Below are 20,888 nucleotides of genomic sequence, written 5' to 3'. Positions count from 1 at the left end.
TTTTAACTTATTTAGATTTCCAGACAGATTGTTTAAATTGATTCCGACCACCGTTTTCTTCCATAGCAAATCTTCTTGGATTCTTTTTATAAAACTCTTGATGATAATCCTCAGCAGCATAAAATGGACCTGCATCTTCTATAGTTGTAACAATTGGTTCTTTGAATCTATGACTATCAATCAATAGTTGTCTTGAAGTTTCCGCAATTTTTCTTTGCTCATCATTTAGTGTATAAATCACTGGGCGATATGAACTACCCCTATCTTGAAATTGCCCCATCGCATCAGTTGGATCTGTTTGTTGCCAATATATCTCAACAAGCTGAGCGTAATTAATTTTTTTAGGGTCAAATGTTATCTCAACTGCCTCAGTATGCCCCGTTGTTTCAGATACAACATCTTCATATGTTGGATTTTTAGTGTGTCCTCCTGTATATCCAGATACGACATTTAAAATTCCTGCTTGTTCTTCAAACGGTTCAACCATGCACCAAAAACAACCACCAGCGAATATTGCTTTTTCACTCATTATCATCATTCCCCCTCTTAATATATGATAATAATAAATCACTTAACATAATATTGATATTTTTATGCCTAAAAAAGACTAATGAGTTTAATCATTAGTCTTTTAAACGTCTATTTTAATTTATTTTCTTCAACTTTTAACGATAATTCATCTAATTGCTTACTTGCAACTAGACTAGGCGCATTCGTCAATGGCTCTGATGCTTTTGAATTTTTAGGGAACGCGATAACTTCGCGAATGTTATCTTTCTTTGCCAATAACATAGCAAATCTGTCTAACCCAATAGCCAATCCACCATGTGGTGGGAATCCATAATCAAGTGCATCTAGGAAAAATCCAAATTGTTCTTCCGCACTTTCTTTAGTAAATCCTAAAGCCTTAAACATTTTTTCTTGAATATCGCGTTTATGAATACGGATTGACCCACCACCCAATTCATAACCATTCAAAATAATATCATAACTTTGTGCATGTGCTTCATGTGGATTTTCATCAAGTAAGTGAATATCTTCTTCATTTGGCATAGTAAAAGGATGATGCGCAGCAATAAATTTGTCAAAGTCTTCACTGTATTCAAATAATGGCCAATCAACAACCCAAAGGAAGGCGAATCTATTTTCATCAATCATATCCATCTCTTTGGCAATATCATTACGTAAGTAACCTAATGATGCACGAACAACACTTGCTTTGTCAGCAACAAACAAAATTAAATCTCCGACATTTGCACCAGCAGCTTCTTTAATTGCATCAACATGATCATTTAAAAATTTAGCAATTGGGCCACTAAATCCTTCTTCAGTTACTTTTACCCAAGCTAACCCTTTAGCACCAAAACGTTCAATATAAGCCGTTTTAGCATCAATCGCTTTGCGTGAATACTTATCGGCACCACCAGGAATCGCAATAGCATTAACAAGTCCACCATTGTCTAAAGTATTAGTAAATACTTTAAAATCAATATCTTTAACTGCAGCAGACATATCTTTTAATTCCATATCAAATCTAATATCCGGTTTTTCAGAACCATATCTTGCCATTGATTCATTCCAAGTCATACGTTGTAATGGTAATTCGAGGTCAATATTTAAAGTATCTTTCATTACACGTTTTAATAAACCTTCTGTTAAATCTTGAATTTCTTCAGCAGACATAAATGATGTTTCTAAATCTATTTGCGTAAATTCAGGTTGACGGTCACCACGCAAATCTTCGTCTCTAAAACAACGAGCAATTTGGTAGTAACGATCAAATCCGGCATTCATCAATAATTGCTTAAATAATTGAGGTGATTGTGGTAATGCATAAAAATGCCCAGGATAGACACGGGAAGGTACAAGATAGTCACGAGCCCCTTCAGGTGTTGATTTTGTTAAATATGGTGTTTCAATATCAATAAAATTTTGATTATCTAAGTAGCTGTGAACAGATTGTGTAATACGGCTACGAATCATCAATGATTTTTGCATTTCAGGACGACGTAAGTCTAAATAACGATATTTTAATCTTGTATCATCTACAACATTAATATCATCTTGTATTTCAAATGGCGGTGTTTTTGCTTTATTCAAAATAACTGCATTATGAACTTCAACTTCAATCTTACCCGTTTTCATTCTTGGGTTGATTGCTTTAGCATCTCGTTGTGTCACTTGTCCTGCAACCTCAACAACAAATTCATTACGTAACTCTTCAGCAATCTTTAAAGCTTCGGAATCAAATTCTTGACTAAAAACCAGTTGAACAATGCCCTCACGATCACGTAAATCAATAAAAATTAAATTTCCTAAATCGCGTCTTTTTTGTACCCATCCCTTTAATGTAACTGTTTGACCAATAAAAGTTTCATCAACTAAGCCATTGTATGTTGTTCTTTTCATTCTCCATCAGCCTCCATTTCTAATTTTAATGCCTCTTCATATACTTTCGAAAAATCAGTATATACATCTTCTAATTTTAATATAATTTCTTGACTTGTTTTCATATTTTTAAAATTCAAAGTTTGTGTTTCTAGTTCGCTCTCACCTAAAGTCATAACAAAATGAGCATTCATACGATTAGCAGATTTAAATTGACCTTTTGGTTTACGATTTAAATAATCTCTTTCAATTGAATAACCTGCCTTACGCATTGATTGCACGAGTTTTAGTGTTTCAGTATTCGTTTCTTCACCAATACCAACAACATAAACATCTAAACTTTGTTCAACGGGTAATTTTGCATCTTCAGCTTCAAGAACTAATAATAATCTTTCAATCCCCAAACCAAAACCAATCCCTGGTGTTTCAGGACCACCTAATTGCTCAACAAGGCCATTATATCGTCCACCAGCACAAATGGTCGTAAATTTCCCACCAAATGCTTTTGAATCAGACATAATTTCGAAAATGGTATGGTTATAATAATCAAGTCCACGAACCATTGTTGAATCAACTTCATATGGAATTTCCAATGCATCAAGTAACACTTTTACTTGGTTAAAATGAGCCTGTGACTCTTCACTAAGGTAATCTAGAATTGATGGTGCATTTTTAACAATTTCTTGATCACCTTTATCTTTACTATCCAAAACGCGTAGTGGATTTTTTTCTAAACGTGCTTTTGAATCATCACTTAATTGATCAGCGAAGGGACGTAAATATACAACCAATGCGTCACGATAATTATCACGACTATCATTATCTCCCAAAGTATTAATAGCTAATTTTAAATTTGTTAACCCAAATTTTGATAAGAAATCAATTGCCATTGCCATAACTTCAACATCAAGTGTTGGATTATCAACCCCAAAGGCTTCAACTCCAATTTGATGAAATTGACGTAAGCGTCCAGATTGAGGTCTTTCATAACGAAACATTGGTCCAATATAATACGTTTTAAATGGCTTTTGAATTTCTGGGCCATAAAGTTTATTTTCAACATACGCTCTAACAACTCCAGCTGTTCCTTCAGGACGAAGTGTTATATGGCGGTCACCTTTATCTTTAAAATCATACATTTCTTTAGTTACAATATCAGAAGTATCACCTGAAGTTCTTGAAAAAACCTCAAAATGTTCAAAAAGTGGCGTTCTAATTTCATCATATTGGTAACTTGAGAATATATTTCTAGCGGTCTCTTCAATATATTGCCATTTTTTTGAATCTGCTGGGATTATATCTGCTGTTCCTTTGGGGCGTTGAAATTTCATTATAAATCCTCCTATTTGTGGCATTATATACAAAAAAGCACCCTCATCTAAATACGACAAGGGTGCTTTTGCACGGTACCACCTTAATTTTTTACTAATAGCTTAACGCAACTTAAACGACATGTGATTTAACCACACGCACCTCAAAAGTGTCTTTCGGTTAGCAAAAATGGTGAATATTTCAGCAAATTATTCACTCTCTACACATTTAACTAACTTAATTTCTTTTTCATCGGTTTTAATATTTTATTAATTATAAAGTTACTCGAGTAACTCTCTAAAGTCAAGTACAGCTTAACTTACAATATTATTAAATTTGATTCTTACTATTGAACAAATATTTGGTATACTATTATTTAGATTCAATATCTATAGTTAAAGGAGTACATAAATGTCAACAAAGAGAAAACATGGATTCAGCATAAACTGGCCAAGAGTCATTTTATTAATCATCATTTTTTGTACCCTATGTTTAGGTATTGTAAAAACGACAACTTATTTAAAAGAAACTGTTGTTACATCTGACAATATTAATGTACGTACCGGCCCAAGTACGTCAAATAAAGTGTTAGACACTCTTAAAAAAGGTGAGCGTATTACAATTATTCGAGAAAAAAATAATTGGTCATACGTAAGTTTGCCAAATACTAAAAAAGGTTGGGTAGCAAACTGGATTCTTTCTAAAAAAAATGCCAAAGTGACTAAATTATCTGAAGCAACGATTGTTTTAGATCCCGGACATGGCGGTAACGATTCAGGTGCACTTTCAATCAAAGATAAACAAGAAAAAATCTACACGCTTCAAATTGTAAAAAAAGTAGCTTATCTTCTTAAGAAACGTGGCGCCAATGTGATTTTAACACGAGACTCTGATTCGTATGTAGATTTAGCCCCACGCGCTAAACTTGCAGAATCAAATAATGCAGATGCATTTATTAGTTTCCATTTTGATTCATCGCCTAATGATGATGAAGCAACTGGTTTAACAAGTTACTACTATAATAAGACAGCTGATTTAGCACTTGCAAATTCAATAAATGCCGAATTAAACGATACCGGTCTTGATAATCGTGGAACGGAATTTGGCGATTTTCTTGTTCTAAGAGATAATACACAACCATCCGTCTTACTAGAATTAGGGTACATTAATACAAAATATGACTTTAAGTTAATCCAAAGTAGCAGCTTTCAAGAAAAAACAGCAAAATCAGTCGTTGAAGGTTTAACAAATTATATCCAAAATAAATAAGACAATGATAGTTAATCATTGTCTTATTTTTGTATTAAATCAATTAATTTCAATACACGCTTATCTGGTTTTTCAACTGTTGAAATCATTTGATCAAAATCAAATAAATATCCCTTCATACCTGCATTATGCCCTGCAGCAATATCCAACTCCCGATCACCAATCATTGCTGCTTTCTGGTAATCAACTGCATTTTTTTCTACAAGATAATTAAGTGACGCTGGATTAGGTTTCCTTGGAAATTTTTGATCTGAAGTAACAAAATCTGAAAACAAATGAATAATATGTGTTTCCCTAAGCATATCAATTGCGCTTTGATCCCTATGGGTTAATAAAAAGTTTTGCCCACCATTATCAACCACCCATTTACAAACTTCTTTTGCACCAGGAAATAATTTTGTATTTTTTTGACTCTGTCTTTCTAAATCATCATAGCTTACCCTCAATTGTTCAACATCTAAATTCAAATTTGTTTCTTGATAAATTTGAATTGCTTGTCTAACAGATTTTTCTCGCATAATTTTATAAATTTCTGTTCTAGTCGCAATTACATTTTGTAAACGTAACGCTTCTTGAAATGCCTTAACCATCTCAGGATAAGTATCAAAAAGCGTCCCATCAAAGTCCCAAAAATAATTATTTATCATTTTATACCCTCCAAATATTCTTTACACCAAAAAGATGTATTAGAGTTGATTCTAATACATCCTTTATTTTTTCTCTGTATCAAAAATAATTGTTACTGGTCCATCATTTATAAGTTCAACATCCATATCTGATCCAAATTGACCTGGTTTAACAATAGTTACTATTTCAGCCAATTTTTGATTAAATTCATCATAATGTTCCTCAGCTAAATTAGGTTCTTCAGAATCTGTAAAGCTTGGTCTATTCCCTTTTTTTGTTGACGCGTACAAAGTAAATTGTGAAATAGATAGAATTTCTCCATTTATTTCTTGAATACTTAAATTCATTTTTCCCATATCATCTTCAAATAATCTGGAATTAGAGATTTTTTTTACCATATAATCTATCTCAGTAGATGTATCACCCGTCTTAAATCCCACCAATAAGAGATATCCTACATTAATCTGATTTAATACCTGACCATTTACCGAAACACTTGCCTTTTTAACACGTTGAACAACAATTTTCACTTCTTTAGTACCTCCATTAGAAAATTAATGAATTTTCCTTTTAACAGCATAAACGTCTTCAACACTTTTCAAAGTTTCCATAATTCTTTCTAATTGAACAATATCTTTTACGCCAACTGAAACATCCATTGTCGCAATTTTATTATTATCAACACGGCCATTAACTGAGCTTAATTGCTTAGTTGTATTATTCAATGATTGTAAAATATCATTCAAAAGTCCAGAACGATTGTACCCTTGGATTTCCAAATCAGATTGATAATTAGATTTATCATCCATGGTTTTATCCCATTTAACACTAATAATTCTTTCCCCGGACTCTTCAGCTTTAATAACATTAGGACATTCAGTTCTATGAACTGAAACACCACGCCCCTTTGTAATATAACCAATAATGTCATCTCCTGGAATAGGATTACAGCAATGACTTAATCGAACAAGTAAGTTATCGACGCCATCAATTACAACACCACCATCATGGCTACTTTTACGATTTTTTTCAGATACATCTGGTTTTTTCATTTCTTTATGTTCTTCAAGGATTGCCTTCTGCTCATTAACCTGTCGAACTTCTTCTTCTTTAGAGCGAATATCTTCCGTTAAAGCATTGGCAACACCTAACGTTGCTACCTCTCCAAATCCAATTGCAGCATACAAGTCATCTGATTCAGACAATTGTCTTTTATCCAAAAGCTGCTTCATATTTTCTTTTGTAATGACTTTTTTAGGATCAAATCCTAAATCAATTAATTGCATCGTCAACAAGTCTTCACCCTTAGCTGCATTAGCAACACGATCTTGTAGTTTGAAGAAGTGTTTAATTTTATTTCTAGCTTTATTTGTATGCACCAAATTAACCCAATCACGGCTTGGTCCTATTGAACTTTTACTAGTTAAGATATCAACAATGTCTCCATTTTTGACTTGATAATCTAATGGCACAATCTTTCCGTTAACTTTTGCACCCGTTGTATGATGTCCAATTTCAGTATGAATACTGTAGGCCATATCAAGTGGTCCTGCACCTTTGGGTAATTCAAAAACATCACCTTTAGGTGTGAAGACATAAACGCGATCACCAAAGATATCGCCTTTAACACTTTCCATAAAAGCAGAAGCATCATCAGTCTCATCTTGTAATTCAATAATTTCTTTAAACCAATTTAATTTTGTACCCGCGTCATCTTGCTGAACTTTCTCTTTCACACCTTCTTTGTAAGCCCAATGTGCTGCTACACCAAATTCAGCTATTTCATGCATCTCTTTTGTTCTAATTTGAACTTCAAAAGGACGTCCCTCTGGTCCGACAACAGTTGTATGCAGAGACTGGTACAAGTTAGCCTTTGGAATCGCAATATAGTCTTTAAATCTTCCAGGCATCGGTTTCCATCTAGAATGTATTGCCCCAAGTACCGCATAACAATCTTTAATTGATCCAACAATTACTCTAACAGCCAGGAGGTCATAAATTTGAGAGAATTGTTTATGTTGGTCTTTCATCTTTTTATAGACGGAATACAAATGCTTTGGTCGCCCATAAATTTCGCTTGAAACTTTTAAATCACTAATGGAAACTTTTATTTCTTCAATAGCTCCAGAAATATAAGCCTCACGTTCTTCACGTTTAGAATTCATCAAATGAACAATTCGATAGTATTGTTGGGGGTTCAGGTAACGTAATGAACTATCTTCTAATTCCCACTTAATCGTACTAATACCTAAACGGTCTGCCAATGGTGCATATATTTCTAACGTTTCATTTGCAATTCGTCGTTGCTTATCTGGACGTAAGTGTTTTAACGTACGCATATTATGTAACCTATCTGCTAATTTCACAATAATAACACGTAAATCTTTAGACATCGCTAACAATAATTTACGATGATTTTCAGCTAATTGCTCTTGATGAGATTTATATTGAATTTGACCTAATTTTGTTACACCATCAACAATTACTTGCACATCTTTACCAAAAAGTTCGCCTACATCACCTAAAGTAACTGGTGTGTCTTCAACAACATCATGTAAAAATCCTGCACTAACAGTCTCCGGATCCATTTTTAATTCTGCAAGAATACCAGCAACTTGTATTGGGTGCATTATATATGGTTCGCCAGACTTACGATATTGATTCTTATGAACATAGGTAGCAAAATCACATGCTTTTTGTACAAATGCAACGTGTTCTTCATTCATATAGCTTTCAACGATTTCCAAAACGTCTCTAGCACTCCACATTTCTTCTTTTGTCATATCTACACACCTCTTTTTATATAAAATAAAAATACGCGATTCCATAATGCAGTCCGCGTACTCATGTATTCATAAAGTATTTGTATTATTTTTTTGAAATTCCCCATGTTAATAATGATAAACAAAGATAAATAATTGCAAAAAAGATAGTGGTACTTTGAAATAAATGGCACAACACACCTATTGCAAAAATAACTGGAAAGAAAAAGTTAAAAATCAAACTATGATCATTTCTACCAATAATAACACCAATAATGATAGAAAAAATGACATTTACTATAAATAAAGAAACACCAATTTTTATAACATCGTTTGCATTAACTAAGGTCAGTACCATCGGGACCACAATTCCGATGGCAATACTTACCGTTAAGTACCATGCAGCTGTTATGCTTAGAAAATTTTTCAAAAATATTTCCTCATTTCGTTTTCTCATGCCTTACTTAACTTAATTCACTAACAAATGAAAGGCTCGCTAATAAGTATAACGGAGCAGTCTCTGCACGTAAAATTCTAGGTCCTAAGCCTACCTTTTGATAACCAGCCGTAGCTAACTTATCAATTTCTGATTTTGAAATACCACCCTCTGAACCAAATACCGCAATCATATTTTGATTAGGTTCAATCAAATCAAATGATTTTTTTAGTTGGCTAACCTCACCTTGTTTAGCAGATTCTTCATATGCAACAATCTGAATATCATAAGATTGTTGAAATATCTCATCAATTTTTTTAGCGTATGAAATCGTTGGAATTTTAGTTCGATGTGCTTGTTCTGCAGCACCCTTAGCAATTTTTTGTAAACGTTCAATTTTTTTAGCCTGCTTTTTTTGATCCCATTTTGCAATAGAAAAATCACTATTAAAAAATATAAAATGGGCAGCCCCCATTTCTGTACCTTTTTGTACAATCCAGTCTGCCTTATCTTTTTTTGAAAGAGCCGACGCAATTGTTACTTCTACTGGCAACTCAACTAATGTTTCTACTGTTTTTTGATAATCAAAAGTAGCTGAACTTTCAGTAACCTGTTTCATCTTTGCAACAACAACCTCTGTTGATTGCTTAACGAGTTCAACTTGATCACCAACAGCCAAACGCATAACTTTAATTGCATGATGAAAATCCTCATCTGTTAAAATTAACTCATCAGATTTCAAAAAATATCTCTGCATCTTTACTACCTAACCTTCCAAATCCATTTTAACTGCAATAATTGAGAACCAGTCACCCATATTTAAAATCTGTTGTATTTCAAATCCACCAGTTACCAGTGACTCCTTGATTAAATCGACTTTATCTGCAATAATCCCAGATGTCACAAAATGGCCACCTGGATTTAAATTTCTTCTAGCTTGCGGAATTAACGGTACAATAATTTCGGACAAAATATTAGCCACAATTAAATCAACCTTATTATCAATACCATTTAGTAAATCATTAGCTGCTACATGTATCTGATTTGCAATTGGATTTAAGTTGAAATTTAATACGGCAGCATCTACTGCAATATCGTCCAAATCATACGCATCAATATGACCAACACCAAGATGTTTTGCAGCAATACTTAAAACACCTGAACCTGTTCCAACATCAATCATAGATTCATTTCCACGTATTACTTGCTCTAGTGCTACCAAAGCTAGCCGGGTTGTGGGATGTGTTCCTGTACCGAATGCTTTACCAGGGTCTAAACGTATCACTTTTTCATCAGGTTGGACCACCTGATATTTCTCCCAACTTGGTACTATTGTTAGGAATCGGGTAACTCTAACCGGATGGTAGTATTGTTGCCATTCCAATCCCCAACCTTGGTCATCCACTTCATTCAATTCAATCAGACCACGTCCCGGATTAAGTCCAAAATCAGCTAATTGATTAACCCTACTCTGTATAGTTGGCAATATTTCAGGAATAAAAATAGTTTCTGGGAAAAAAGCAGAAATCTTTGCTCCATCATTTTGGTGCTCAACAGATGTAAAATCGTTCCCGTCTAAATTACCCTGCATTAATTTTTCAAAATCTTTTGAATCATCAATTTGGACACCTTCAGCACCACTTTCAATTAAAATATTAGAAACCGCTTCTACAGCTTCACTACTTGTTGAGATACTTACTTCTGTCCATTTCAAATTGAAATCCTCCTAAAATTTTGGATAAATTAATCGCATACTTTTTTCTGTACCTTGTGCTTTTTGAATTTTTTCAAAATCGCTAGCTGACCAACTTAGTTCAAAGAATTCAGCATCATCATCATTCAAAAAATCTAATAAATCACTTTGACCATTGTCTAGTACAATTTGTAAATAGTTAATAAATGCTGCTGCCTCTGAGCGTTCCCAACCCGATTTCCCTTGAAAGGGTAATGTTGTTAAATACTCTTTTTCAACTTCCTTTGAGTCAAAACGTTCTTCATCATAGAGTAATATAGCATCCCCAAATGAAATAATGGGTAATTCTGAGTTAACACCTTCAATATCAAGAATTGCTTGTTGTGACTTATTCTCAGCATAAAATGTGAGATCTACTGTAAATGTATGATCCTTTTTCTGCCAATCTAATACAATATCACCATCAAAATCAATTTTTGGTAATTCCTTCTTTAAATAATCAAACAATGTTTCTTGTGCCATACTATCACCTCATATTTTAAATAAATTTAAATTACATCAAATTTTGTTTAGTTCTCAAAGTTTATTATAAAGCATTGCATTCATTCATGCATTAATTAAAGAGGAAAACGATAACAATTTATCGCTTTTTTTGGTAAACTAAGGTTATTAAAATATTGGGGAGGTTTTATTTATGGGAAGAAAGAAAATGATTTTGGATTTAGACACTGGTATTGACGATGCATTGGCTATTGCCTATGCTCTCGCTAGTACCGAAATTGATTTAATTGGTATTGTAGGTTCTTACGGTAACCTGCAAATGCTAGCTGGTGTTCAAAACAGTTTGAACTTACTTAATTTATTAGGTGAATCAAATATTCCAGTTTATCTTGGTGAGAAACATTCAATCACGACTCAATCTTTTGATACTTTAGAAATAAGCCAAGAAATACATGGTATGAATGGTTTAGGTGACATAAAAATCCCTAAATCAAGCCGACCATACGCCTCAGAATCTGGAATCGATTTTATTATCGATTCTGCACATGAATTTCAATCAGATTTAATTATTGTGCCTACTGGTCCATTAACGAACTTATCATTAGCCATAAAAAAAGATCCTAAAATTGAAACATTAATTGGTAAAGTCGTTTTAATGGGTGGTGCTTTAACAATCCCTGGAAATGTAACTGCCGTTGCTGAAGCAAATATTAATCAAGATCCAGAAGCCGCAAATGAAGTATTCCAAAGTAAATTGCCTATTACAATGGTAGGTCTAGACGTAACACTTAAAACACTTTTAACAAAAAAAGAAACAGAGCTATGGCGTGAAATTGACAGTCCATCAAGTCGAGCTTTCGCCGATATTGTTGATTACTATATTAACGCCTATGCAAACCTAAAAACAAATTTAGACGGCTGTGCTTTGCATGACCCCTTAGCTGTTGCCGTTGCTATAGATGCATCTTTAGTTACTACTTTACCTATCAATATGAAAGTTGACACAGAAGCGCCTTTTTCTGGACGTACAATCGGTGACGAGACACGCCTAAATTCAAATCAAGCAACAACGGTTGTCGCTGTTGCCGTTGAAACCGAAAGATTCTTATCGACTTTTATGACACGTTTATCAACTTTATTTTCAAAAAATTAAATTTAACGGAGTTTACTTATGCAATATCTCGGTCCATTCATTCTTTCCATTTGGTTTATCATGACCACTATTATTTATATTTCTACATTTACGAAAAAAAAACGTCGAAAATTTTCATATAAGTCACTTTTTTTTGGCTCGTTAGCCTGGGAAAAAAATAGTCGTAACTGGCTATTGATACTGGGACTTTTTTCGCTTATTATTTTAAATCCTATTACAGATACATTTATCTTTTTGATGATACTTGGTAGTTACATTGCTGTTACCTCATGTTTAAACTTATTCTTACATCATGGTAATCGCCGTCAAACTATTCTAATCATTATTCTTTCCTTTTTTTTAATTTTAGCAGCATTCTATCCTTTATTATCAAATTTTAAATAAGTAAAGATAGTTGCTTTAAGTTTACTCAAAGACGATAATGTAAGCGTTAACTGTAATTTTAATGAGCTTTATTATTCATACTACTATTTATTCAAGGGAGATCACTATGCCATATATAATCGGTGTTGATATTGGAACAACAAGCACGAAAGCAGTTTTATACGATCTTAAAGGTACCGTAATTGAATACGCTAATATTGGTTACCCACTTTATCAAGAAGAAAATGGGATGGCTGAACAAGATCCTGATGAAATTTATGCTGCTGTAACAAAAGCAATCACTGAGGTCAATAAAAAAGCGAACTTACGCCCCACTGATTTAAAAGGCGTTTCATTTTCAGCAGCCATGCATAGTTTAATTCTACTTGATAAAAATCATAAACCGTTAACTAGATCGATTACTTGGGCTGATAACAGAGCTAGCAAGTGGAGTGATGATTTAATTGAATCAGGTGTTGGTCATGAAATTTATCTCAAAACTGGAACACCTATTCATCCTATGTCACCATTATCAAAATTAATTTGGTTAAAGAATGATAAACCAGATTTATTTAATCAGGCAGCCTATTTTGTTGGTATTAAAGATTATATTTTATATCAATTATTTGATCGACTTGTTATTGATCATTCTTTAGCATCAGCTACAGGTTTATTCAATATTTTTAATTTAGATTGGGATAAGCAAGCATTATCTGTAACTGGTGTTACACCTGAACAGTTACCAGAACTAGTTGAAACAACTTACCAACTATCCGGACTAAACACTGAATTTTCTAAAATAACTGGTATCCAACGTGATGTTCCTTTTATTGTTGGTGCAAGTGATGGTGTTCTATCAAACCTTGGTGTTAATGCTATCGAACCAGGTGTTGCGGCTGTCACAATTGGTACGAGTGGTGCCGTTAGAATGGTTATCGATCACCCTGTTACAGATCCTAAAGGTAGACTATTCTGTTATGCGCTCGCCAAAAATAAATGGGTCATTGGTGGGCCAGTTAACAATGGCGGTATCGTCTTCCGCTGGTTACGCGATGAGATATTTACACCCGAAAAAATTACTGCTGAACAAATGAAAATTGATCCCTATGAAGTCATCACTCAAATTGCAGAAAAGGTTCCTGCCGGTTCCGATGGACTCCTCTTCCACCCCTATCTTGGTGGCGAACGGGCACCACTCTGGGATGCTAATGCTAGAGGTTCATTCTTTGGTTTAACACGTCAACATACACGTGCGCATATGGCTCGAGCTGTACTTGAAGGGATCGTTTTCAATTTAGACATGGTCATGTTAGCACTAACTGAAATTGCTGGGAAACCCACTAGAATCCAAGCAACAGGTGGTTTTGCCCAATCATCTTTATGGCGACAATTATTAGCCGATATTTTTGAACAAGAAGTTACAATTCCTGAAAGTTTTGAAAGTTCTTGTCTTGGCGCAGCAGTCTTAGGAATGCAAAGTTTACATTTAATTGCTGATCTATCTGCTGTTGAAAATATGATTGGTTCCATGCATGTCCACCAACCACAAAAAGAAAACTTTGAAGTATATCGTGAACTATTACCTATATTTGTTCGAGTAAGTAGGTCATTAAGCACTGAATATAAAAATATTGCTGATTTCCAGCGGAAACATTATCATCAAATCTAGTTTCATTGGGGGAAAGTTACTATGCCACTTTTAATTGTTTTTATTGGGATTCTCTTTTTACTTTTATTAATCATTAAATTTAAATTAAATACATTTGTTTCATTAATTATCACATCATTTGTTGTTGCCATTGGATTAGGGATGCCTTTAGATAAAATCACGACTTCTATCGAAAATGGTATTGGTAGTCAATTAGGTCATTTATCCTTAGTCTTCGGTTTTGGTGCTATGCTAGGTAAACTGGTTGCTGATTCAGGTGGTGCTTATCGGATTGCGACTACTTTAATTAACCGATTTGGTCGAAAATGGATTCAATTAGCAGTCGTACTTGCATCATTCATTATTGGTATTGCATTATTTTTCGAAGTTGGTATTGTTTTATTGATTCCAATCGTTTTTGCGATTGCTACGGAATTAGGAATTTCAGTTTTATATCTTGGGATTCCCATGGCAGCTGCACTTTCAGTTACTCATGGCTTTTTACCACCTCACCCCGCCCCAACTGCAATTGCATCAGCACTAAATGCCAATGTAGGGATGGTTCTTATTTACGGATTACTATTAGCTATTCCGGTAACATTGATTGCCGGTCCACTTTTCGCTATGGTTGCAAAAAAATATATTCCTTCTGCATTTAAGCAAAAAGGAAATTTAAGCGCATTAGGAACACAAAAAGAATTTAAACTTGAAGATACACCTAGTTTTGCAATGAGCACTTTGACATCTTTATTTCCCGTTGTAATTATGGCCATTTCAACAGTTTACGACATGATTGTTAATAAAGGGATAACACCAAAGAACCCTAACTCTATAGATTCCTTTTTCATGTTCGTTGGGTCTCCTGGCGTTGCAATGCTTCTCTCCCTTCTGTTCGCTATCTATTCAATGGGTATTGCCCGAAAGATCCCAGTCAAAGATATTATGGCTTCTCTTGAAGTTGCCATTAAACAAATTGCAATGTTACTCTTAATCATTGGTGGTGGAGGTGCATTTAAGCAAGTTCTTGTTGATGGTGGTGTCGCAGATGTTATCTCAAGAATGTTTGAATCCTCATCGTTATCACCATTATTGTTAGGCTGGTTAATTGCTGCACTTCTTAGAATTTCTCTTGGTTCTGCAACAGTTGCTGCATTAACAGCTGCCGGTCTAGTCAGTGGTTTAATAGCTGGTTCAGGCGTTGATCCTGCATTAATGGTTATCGCCATTGGTTCAGGTAGTTTAATTGCTTCTCACGTAAACGATGCTGGTTTCTGGATGATTAAAGAATATTTTGATTTAACCGTTAAAGAAACACTCGCAACATGGACCGTTCTTGAAACAGTCGTCTCTGTTTCAGGGCTCGGTGGTGTTATGCTTATTAACTTATTCGTATAAATTAATAAAAGGCTAAGTTATTTTAGATAACTTAGCCCTTTATTATGTTGTTAAATTTAGACATGTGTTAAAATAGACACCATTCTAAATTAAAATTATTGGAGGCAATACTATGGATTCACTGTCTGCTATCTTATTATTACTTGGTGGCGTGGTTATCGCAAATGTGATTGCTGTTAAGTTTCCAAAAGTTCCGCAAGCTTTTTATCAAATTGGTATAGGATTAGCACTTTCTTTATTACCAAATTTTCAACACTTCGAACTTAACCCAGAATTATTTTTTATGATAATCGTTGCACCTATTATTTTCAATGAAGCCCAAAATACATCTAGAAGAGCATTAGCTAGAAACATTTTAACGACGCTTTCATTAGCCATCATTTTAGTTGGTACAACAATAATTGTCACTGGGTTTTTAGTTCACTCAGTCTTACCTGATTTATCACTTGCCTTAGCATTTGCGTTAGCAGCGATTGTCACACCCACAGATACAGTAGCAGTATCTTCAGTGACAAAAAATTTACCGATTCCTGAGTCAATGATGAATATATTGGAAAATGAATCCTTATTTAATGATGCATCTGGTATTGTTGGTCTTAGTTTAGCATTAACTGCTTTCTCTTCAGGTACTTTTTCTATGAACGAAGGTCTAAGTGCTTTTAGCACATCATTTTTTGGTGGACTCTTAATTGGTGCATTTTTAGGATTAGTATTCGTTAAAATAAGGTTAACATTACTAAATTGGCACATCGAAGATACAGCAATTATGATTCCAATTGAAATAATAACTCCTTTTTTAATTTATTTTATATCTGAAGAATTAGGTTGTTCAGGTATTTTAGCAGTCGTTGCTGCCGGTTTAATTCATGGTGTTCAAAAAGATCGTTTACGGCTATCTTCAACTAAATTACAATTTATATCAAGTAGTATTTGGAAAGTACTTACAGATGCTTTAAATGGGTTTGTTTTTGTAGTTCTAGGTTTAACATTGCCTACTGTTACCTCAGATTTATTAAAAAGCTCAGGATTTAATTCACTAATTTTACTTGCTATTAGTATTGGTATTTACTTTATTATGACACTAATGCGTTTTCTATGGTCCCACTGTCTATTAAAAAATTTATCAACAAAAGACGATTTTACATTTGCCCTAAGTGGAATTCACGGAACAATTACACTATCAATGGCATACTCATTACCATTAGTAACAGTTTCAGGAATTGAATTCCCTATGAGAAATGAAATCATTTTTATAGCTGCATTAGTTATATTAATTAGCATGTTAGTCCCTACTTTCCTTCTACCGCACTTAATCACCAAAAAGAATGAGATTACTATTTTAGAAAATATTGGTGAAATTCGTTCTAAGATGGTTATTTACACTGTTGAACAACTTAATGTCACAAATATTCCTAGTCCAGAAAGACAAACAGTAATTGAAACACTATATAACCAACAAAATTTTTTAAAACGGCCTAAAAAGAGTGATTTTTATGACCTATTAGAAAAAACACAAGAAATTGAAGAAAATATTTTGCATGAATTATTATCGAGTGGTCAGGTTTCTGAAAAAAATGGTTCTTGGTACGAAAAGTATCTTGCTACAACTTATCAATCAACCCGTGGATTTTCACTTAAACATCTCATAATGCATTTGAAATTCTATTCACTTCATTTGTTTAAACATTTTGCTATTAAAAAAGGCAAAAAAGCGCTATCTCAGGTTACTGAAGATCAAAAAAATACTTTCAAAAAATATTATAATAATACAAAAGATGACTTTATTTTAATGGAGGAATCTAGTTATCAGGCAGCAATTACTTATTTAACCTCTATTACCACTGTTGACAATTCAATGGCCGTTACCTTGGTTAGACAATTTTTATCAGTTAGACACAGAAGAATGTTTTCAAATGAGACTGAACTTATCTTACAAAATAATATTTTTATAAATGCCTTTCAATTAGAATATAATTTTGTTCAACTTCAATTAGAACAAAAATTAATCACCCCTGCAACGGCCAACCTGTTAAGAGAACAAATTTCATACGATGAGATGGTTTACATGCAAAATAATGAAGCATACTTATCATAAAAAAAACGACAACCAGACTTTTCCGGTTGTCGTTTTTACTTATTTTTTCTTAGATTCTTCATCTTCATCAATTTTCAAGACTGCCATAAATGCTTCTTGTGGAATCTCAACATTACCAACTTGTTTCATTCGTTTCTTACCAGCTTTTTGTTTTTCCAAAAGTTTCATACGGCGTGTTCGATCTCCACCATACAATTTAGCTGTAACATCTTTACGGTATGCTTTAATATTTGTTCTTGCAATAATTTTTTGGCCAGCAGCAGCTTGAACTGGAATTTCAAACATTTGACGCGGAATTAATGATCTTAATTTATTAACGATACCTTTTCCACGTTCAAAAGAAAAATCACGATGAACAATAAAACTCAATGCATCAACTGCTTCACCATTCAACAAGATATCAACTTTAATTAAATCACTTGGACGGTAACCCTCTTCTTCATAATCCAGGGATGCATATCCACGTGTATTAGATTTTAATTTATCAAAGAAATCAAAGATAATTTCTGATAAAGGCATATGATAAATAATATTTACACGGAATTCATCTAAGTAATCCATCGTCTCAAAAACACCACGTTTTTTTTGACAAAGTTCCATGACTGCTCCAACATATTCATTAGGTACCATAATACTTGCTTTCACATAAGGTTCGTTAATTTGCTTAATTGATGATGGTTCTGGCATTTCAGAAGGATTAGAAACAATTATTTTCTCACCATCAGTTAAATCAACATGATAAATTACAGATGGTGCCGTTGTAATCAAATCTAACCCAGATTCACGTTCTAACCGCTCTTGGACAACATCCATGTGTAATAACCCTAAAAATCCACAACGGAACCCAAATCCTAGTGCTTGTGACGTTTCTGGTTCAAACTGTAAAGCAGCATCATTTAATTGTAATCTTTCAAGTGCCTCACGTAATTCATTATATTTTGAATTATCTACGGGATATAACCCACAATAAACCATAGGATTAATTGCACGGTAACCATCTAGTGCTTCAGTTGCTGGATTATCAGCTGAAGTTACTGTATCACCAACTCGTGTATCTCGAATATCTTTAATTGCCGCTGTAACATACCCAACATCTCCGGCCATTAAAAAATCACGATTAACTGCTTTGGGTGACATCACCCCAACTTCAGTCACTTCATATTTTTTCTTACTATTCATTAATTCAATTGTGTCGCCAGGTTTTACAACACCGTCAACCACCCGAATGCTCAAAACAACGCCACGGTAACTATCATAGATTGAATCAAAAATTAAAGCTTTCAATGGTTTTTTTAAATCACCATTTGGTGCAGGAATTTTCGTTACAATCTGTTCCAGCATATCTTCAATACCAATACCATTTTTAGCACTTGCCAGAACGGCATCAGAGGCATCTAATCCGATAACATCTTCAATTTCTTTTTTTACCATTTCAACATTAGCAGATGGTAAGTCAATTTTATTAATAACTGGTAAAATCTCCAAATCATCATCAATCGCTAAATAAACGTTTGCGAGTGTCTGTGCTTCAACACCTTGAGCAGCGTCTACAACAAGTACAGCACCTTCACATGCCGCCAAACTCCTTGAAACTTCATAAGTGAAATCAACATGTCCTGGTGTATCAATTAAATGAAAGATATATGTTTCACCATCTTTAGCAAGATAATGTAATTCAACCGCATTTAATTTAATTGTAATTCCACGTTCTCGTTCAAGATCCATCGAATCGAGTAATTGATTTTGCATCTCACGTTTAGTAACTGTATCAGTCATCTCGAGGATACGATCCGCAAGTGTGGATTTTCCATGATCAATATGTGCTACAATCGAAAAGTTTCGAATATGTTTTTGTCTATCTTGCATTTCTTCAAAATCCATTAATAGCGTCCTACTTTCTTGTTTCTATCTCTTCTGATTATAACAATCAACGCTACTAAACACAATTACAGTTCGCATACAAAAAAATAGAATCATCTTAGAAGACGATTCTATTTTTAACTTTATTTCTTATTTTTAAATTGATCTTTTAACTTATCAAATAAATTACCTTCGCCAACAACGTTTTTACCGCTAGCTGTAGCAAATTCTTTCAAAGCATCTTTTTGTTCTTTTTTAAGATTACGAGGTGTTTCAATATTAACCGTCACTTCTTGATCACCATTACCCTTACCATGTAATTTAGGCGCACCCTTATCACGTAATCTGAAAGTCGTTCCCGTCTGTGTTCCAGCGGGAATCTTCATTTTTACATCTCCATGAACGGTTGGAACCGTTACTTCGTCACCCAATGCAGCTTGGACAAAGCTAATTGGAACATCAATGTAAATATCAGGACCTTCACGGTCAAATGTGCCACTGGCCTGAACTCTAAAGATAATGTATAAATCTCCATAAGGTCCACTGTTTTCACCAGATTCACCTTGTCCTTGAAGACGCATCTGTTGTCCATCTTCAACGCCAGCAGGGACAGTTACTTTAACTTCATGTCTTTCATCAATATGGCCTGATCCATGACATGTATCACATTTTTCTTTAATTTCTTTACCAGTACCATGACAAACATCACATTCTTGTTCAGTCATCATGTTTCCAAGTGGCGTACGACGCTCAACTTGGATAGTACCTCGACCACCACATTTATGACATGTAATTGGAGAAGTTCCAGGTTTTGCTCCAGAACCAGAACAAGTAGCACATAGACTTTTACGATTGTATTTAATTGTTGATTCTTTACCAAAAACACCTTCATTAAATGTCAATGTCATCTCGTATTGCAAATCACGACCTGCTCGTGGAGCGGTTGGATCTTGGGAAGCACCACCACCGCCGAAAAATGAACTGAAAATATCTTCAAATCCACCGCCGCCAAATCCACCTTGTTGTCCTTGACCACCAAATCCTCGGTAAGCACCACCTTGAGACCCAGCTGAACCATATTGATCGTATTCAGCTTTCTTTTGTGGATCACCAACTGTTTCATATGCTTCAGTGATTTCTTTAAATTTATCTTCGGCACCAGCATCCTTATTAATATCCGGATGATATTGTTTAGATAACTTACGATATGCTTTTTTTATTTCTTCAGGTGACGAATCCTTAGTCACACCAAGTACATTATATGGATCTTTGTTCTCTGCCATTCCGTACCTCCGAATAACCTTTTTGGTTTTTATTGCTCTAAATAGGATAACATGTCTAACCTGAAATAAAAAGCCAAAGTCCCAAAGGCCTTTGACTTTCTATC

At 34.1% G+C, this 20,888-nt stretch carries 17 protein-coding genes; 5 read left to right on the top strand and 12 right to left on the bottom strand.

All coding sequences use genetic code 11. From position 1 onward, the window contains the following. Positions 1-7: 7 nt before the first annotated feature. The 3 genes from msrA to hisS all read right to left on the bottom strand — a co-directional run bounded on the left by msrA (position 8) and on the right by hisS (position 3,719). Positions 8-529, bottom strand: a complete 522-nt coding sequence (gene msrA, locus ACE83Q_RS02050) for a peptide-methionine (S)-S-oxide reductase MsrA (RefSeq protein ID WP_409022479.1) — start codon at positions 527-529, stop codon at positions 8-10. 110 nt (positions 530-639) lie between these two features. Further along, positions 640-2,409, bottom strand: a complete 1,770-nt coding sequence (aspS, locus tag ACE83Q_RS02045; protein WP_409022478.1) for an aspartate--tRNA ligase — start codon at positions 2,407-2,409, stop codon at positions 640-642. Then, positions 2,406-3,719, bottom strand: coding sequence for a histidine--tRNA ligase (gene hisS / locus ACE83Q_RS02040; protein WP_409022477.1), 1,314 nt, complete (start codon positions 3,717-3,719; stop codon positions 2,406-2,408). Before hisS ends, aspS begins: the two co-directional genes overlap by 4 nt. Positions 3,720-4,110: 391 nt before the next feature. Between hisS and ACE83Q_RS02035 the strand changes: the two genes are divergently transcribed. Then, positions 4,111-4,968, top strand: a complete 858-nt coding sequence (locus tag ACE83Q_RS02035; protein ID WP_409022476.1) for an N-acetylmuramoyl-L-alanine amidase — start codon at positions 4,111-4,113, stop codon at positions 4,966-4,968. A 23-nt stretch (positions 4,969-4,991) separates the two neighbouring features. On the opposite strand, the gene ACE83Q_RS02030 is transcribed toward ACE83Q_RS02035, so the two are convergent. The 7 genes from ACE83Q_RS02030 to ACE83Q_RS02000 form a co-directional block, all read right to left on the bottom strand. Continuing rightward, the gene (locus ACE83Q_RS02030; protein WP_409022475.1) at positions 4,992-5,615 is read right to left on the bottom strand and encodes an HAD-IA family hydrolase; all 624 of its coding nucleotides are present in this window, start codon (positions 5,613-5,615) and stop codon (positions 4,992-4,994) included. Between the two features lie 63 nt (positions 5,616-5,678). Next, positions 5,679-6,125 carry a D-aminoacyl-tRNA deacylase gene (gene dtd, locus ACE83Q_RS02025; protein ID WP_409022474.1) on the bottom strand — a complete coding sequence of 149 codons (447 nt, stop codon included), beginning with the start codon at positions 6,123-6,125 and terminating at the stop codon, positions 5,679-5,681. A 24-nt stretch (positions 6,126-6,149) separates the two neighbouring features. Beyond that, entirely contained in the window at positions 6,150-8,378 is a 2,229-nt protein-coding gene (locus ACE83Q_RS02020) for a RelA/SpoT family protein (RefSeq protein ID WP_409022473.1), read from the bottom strand. 85 nt (positions 8,379-8,463) lie between these two features. Beyond that, positions 8,464-8,787, bottom strand: coding sequence for a hypothetical protein (locus ACE83Q_RS02015; protein WP_409022472.1), 324 nt, complete (start codon positions 8,785-8,787; stop codon positions 8,464-8,466). A gap of 34 nt (positions 8,788-8,821) precedes the next feature. Next, a complete protein-coding gene (locus tag ACE83Q_RS02010; protein WP_409022471.1) occupies positions 8,822-9,550 on the bottom strand; it encodes a 16S rRNA (uracil(1498)-N(3))-methyltransferase in 729 nt (242 codons plus the stop codon). A 9-nt stretch (positions 9,551-9,559) separates the two neighbouring features. After that, on the bottom strand, positions 9,560-10,507 hold the full coding sequence (gene prmA, locus ACE83Q_RS02005) for a 50S ribosomal protein L11 methyltransferase (protein WP_409022470.1): 948 nt from the start codon (positions 10,505-10,507) through the stop codon (positions 9,560-9,562). A gap of 12 nt (positions 10,508-10,519) precedes the next feature. After that, positions 10,520-11,008, bottom strand: a complete 489-nt coding sequence (locus ACE83Q_RS02000) for a DUF3013 family protein (RefSeq protein ID WP_409022469.1) — start codon at positions 11,006-11,008, stop codon at positions 10,520-10,522. A 172-nt stretch (positions 11,009-11,180) separates the two neighbouring features. On the opposite strand from ACE83Q_RS02000, the gene ACE83Q_RS01995 reads away from it, so the two are divergent. The 4 genes from ACE83Q_RS01995 to ACE83Q_RS01980 all read left to right on the top strand — a co-directional run bounded on the left by ACE83Q_RS01995 (position 11,181) and on the right by ACE83Q_RS01980 (position 17,641). Further along, positions 11,181-12,140: a nucleoside hydrolase gene (locus tag ACE83Q_RS01995; protein ID WP_409022468.1), complete on the top strand. Its 960-nt coding sequence runs from the start codon at positions 11,181-11,183 to the stop codon at positions 12,138-12,140. Positions 12,141-12,630: 490 nt separating this feature from the next. Next, positions 12,631-14,172, top strand: coding sequence for a gluconokinase (gene gntK, locus ACE83Q_RS01990; RefSeq protein ID WP_409022467.1), 1,542 nt, complete (start codon positions 12,631-12,633; stop codon positions 14,170-14,172). A gap of 21 nt (positions 14,173-14,193) precedes the next feature. Next, positions 14,194-15,546, top strand: coding sequence for a gluconate:H+ symporter (locus ACE83Q_RS01985; protein ID WP_409022466.1), 1,353 nt, complete (start codon positions 14,194-14,196; stop codon positions 15,544-15,546). Between the two features lie 112 nt (positions 15,547-15,658). Next, positions 15,659-17,641, top strand: coding sequence for a cation:proton antiporter (locus tag ACE83Q_RS01980; protein WP_409022465.1), 1,983 nt, complete (start codon positions 15,659-15,661; stop codon positions 17,639-17,641). A 39-nt stretch (positions 17,642-17,680) separates the two neighbouring features. Here the strand turns inward: ACE83Q_RS01980 and lepA are convergent, their stop codons facing one another. Both lepA and dnaJ read right to left on the bottom strand, forming a co-directional pair. Then, the gene (gene lepA, locus ACE83Q_RS01975) at positions 17,681-19,522 is read right to left on the bottom strand and encodes a translation elongation factor 4 (protein WP_409022464.1); all 1,842 of its coding nucleotides are present in this window, start codon (positions 19,520-19,522) and stop codon (positions 17,681-17,683) included. 122 nt (positions 19,523-19,644) lie between these two features. Continuing rightward, positions 19,645-20,784 carry a molecular chaperone DnaJ gene (dnaJ, locus tag ACE83Q_RS01970; RefSeq protein WP_409022463.1) on the bottom strand — a complete coding sequence of 380 codons (1,140 nt, stop codon included), beginning with the start codon at positions 20,782-20,784 and terminating at the stop codon, positions 19,645-19,647. Positions 20,785-20,888 lie beyond the last annotated feature (104 nt).

The organism is Dellaglioa kimchii, assembly GCF_046115505.1.
GTDB classification, from domain to species: Bacteria; Bacillota; Bacilli; order Lactobacillales; family Lactobacillaceae; genus Dellaglioa; species Dellaglioa kimchii.
Note: the sequence above shows the minus strand (reverse complement) of the source record. Positions and strands in the feature narration are given on the sequence as shown.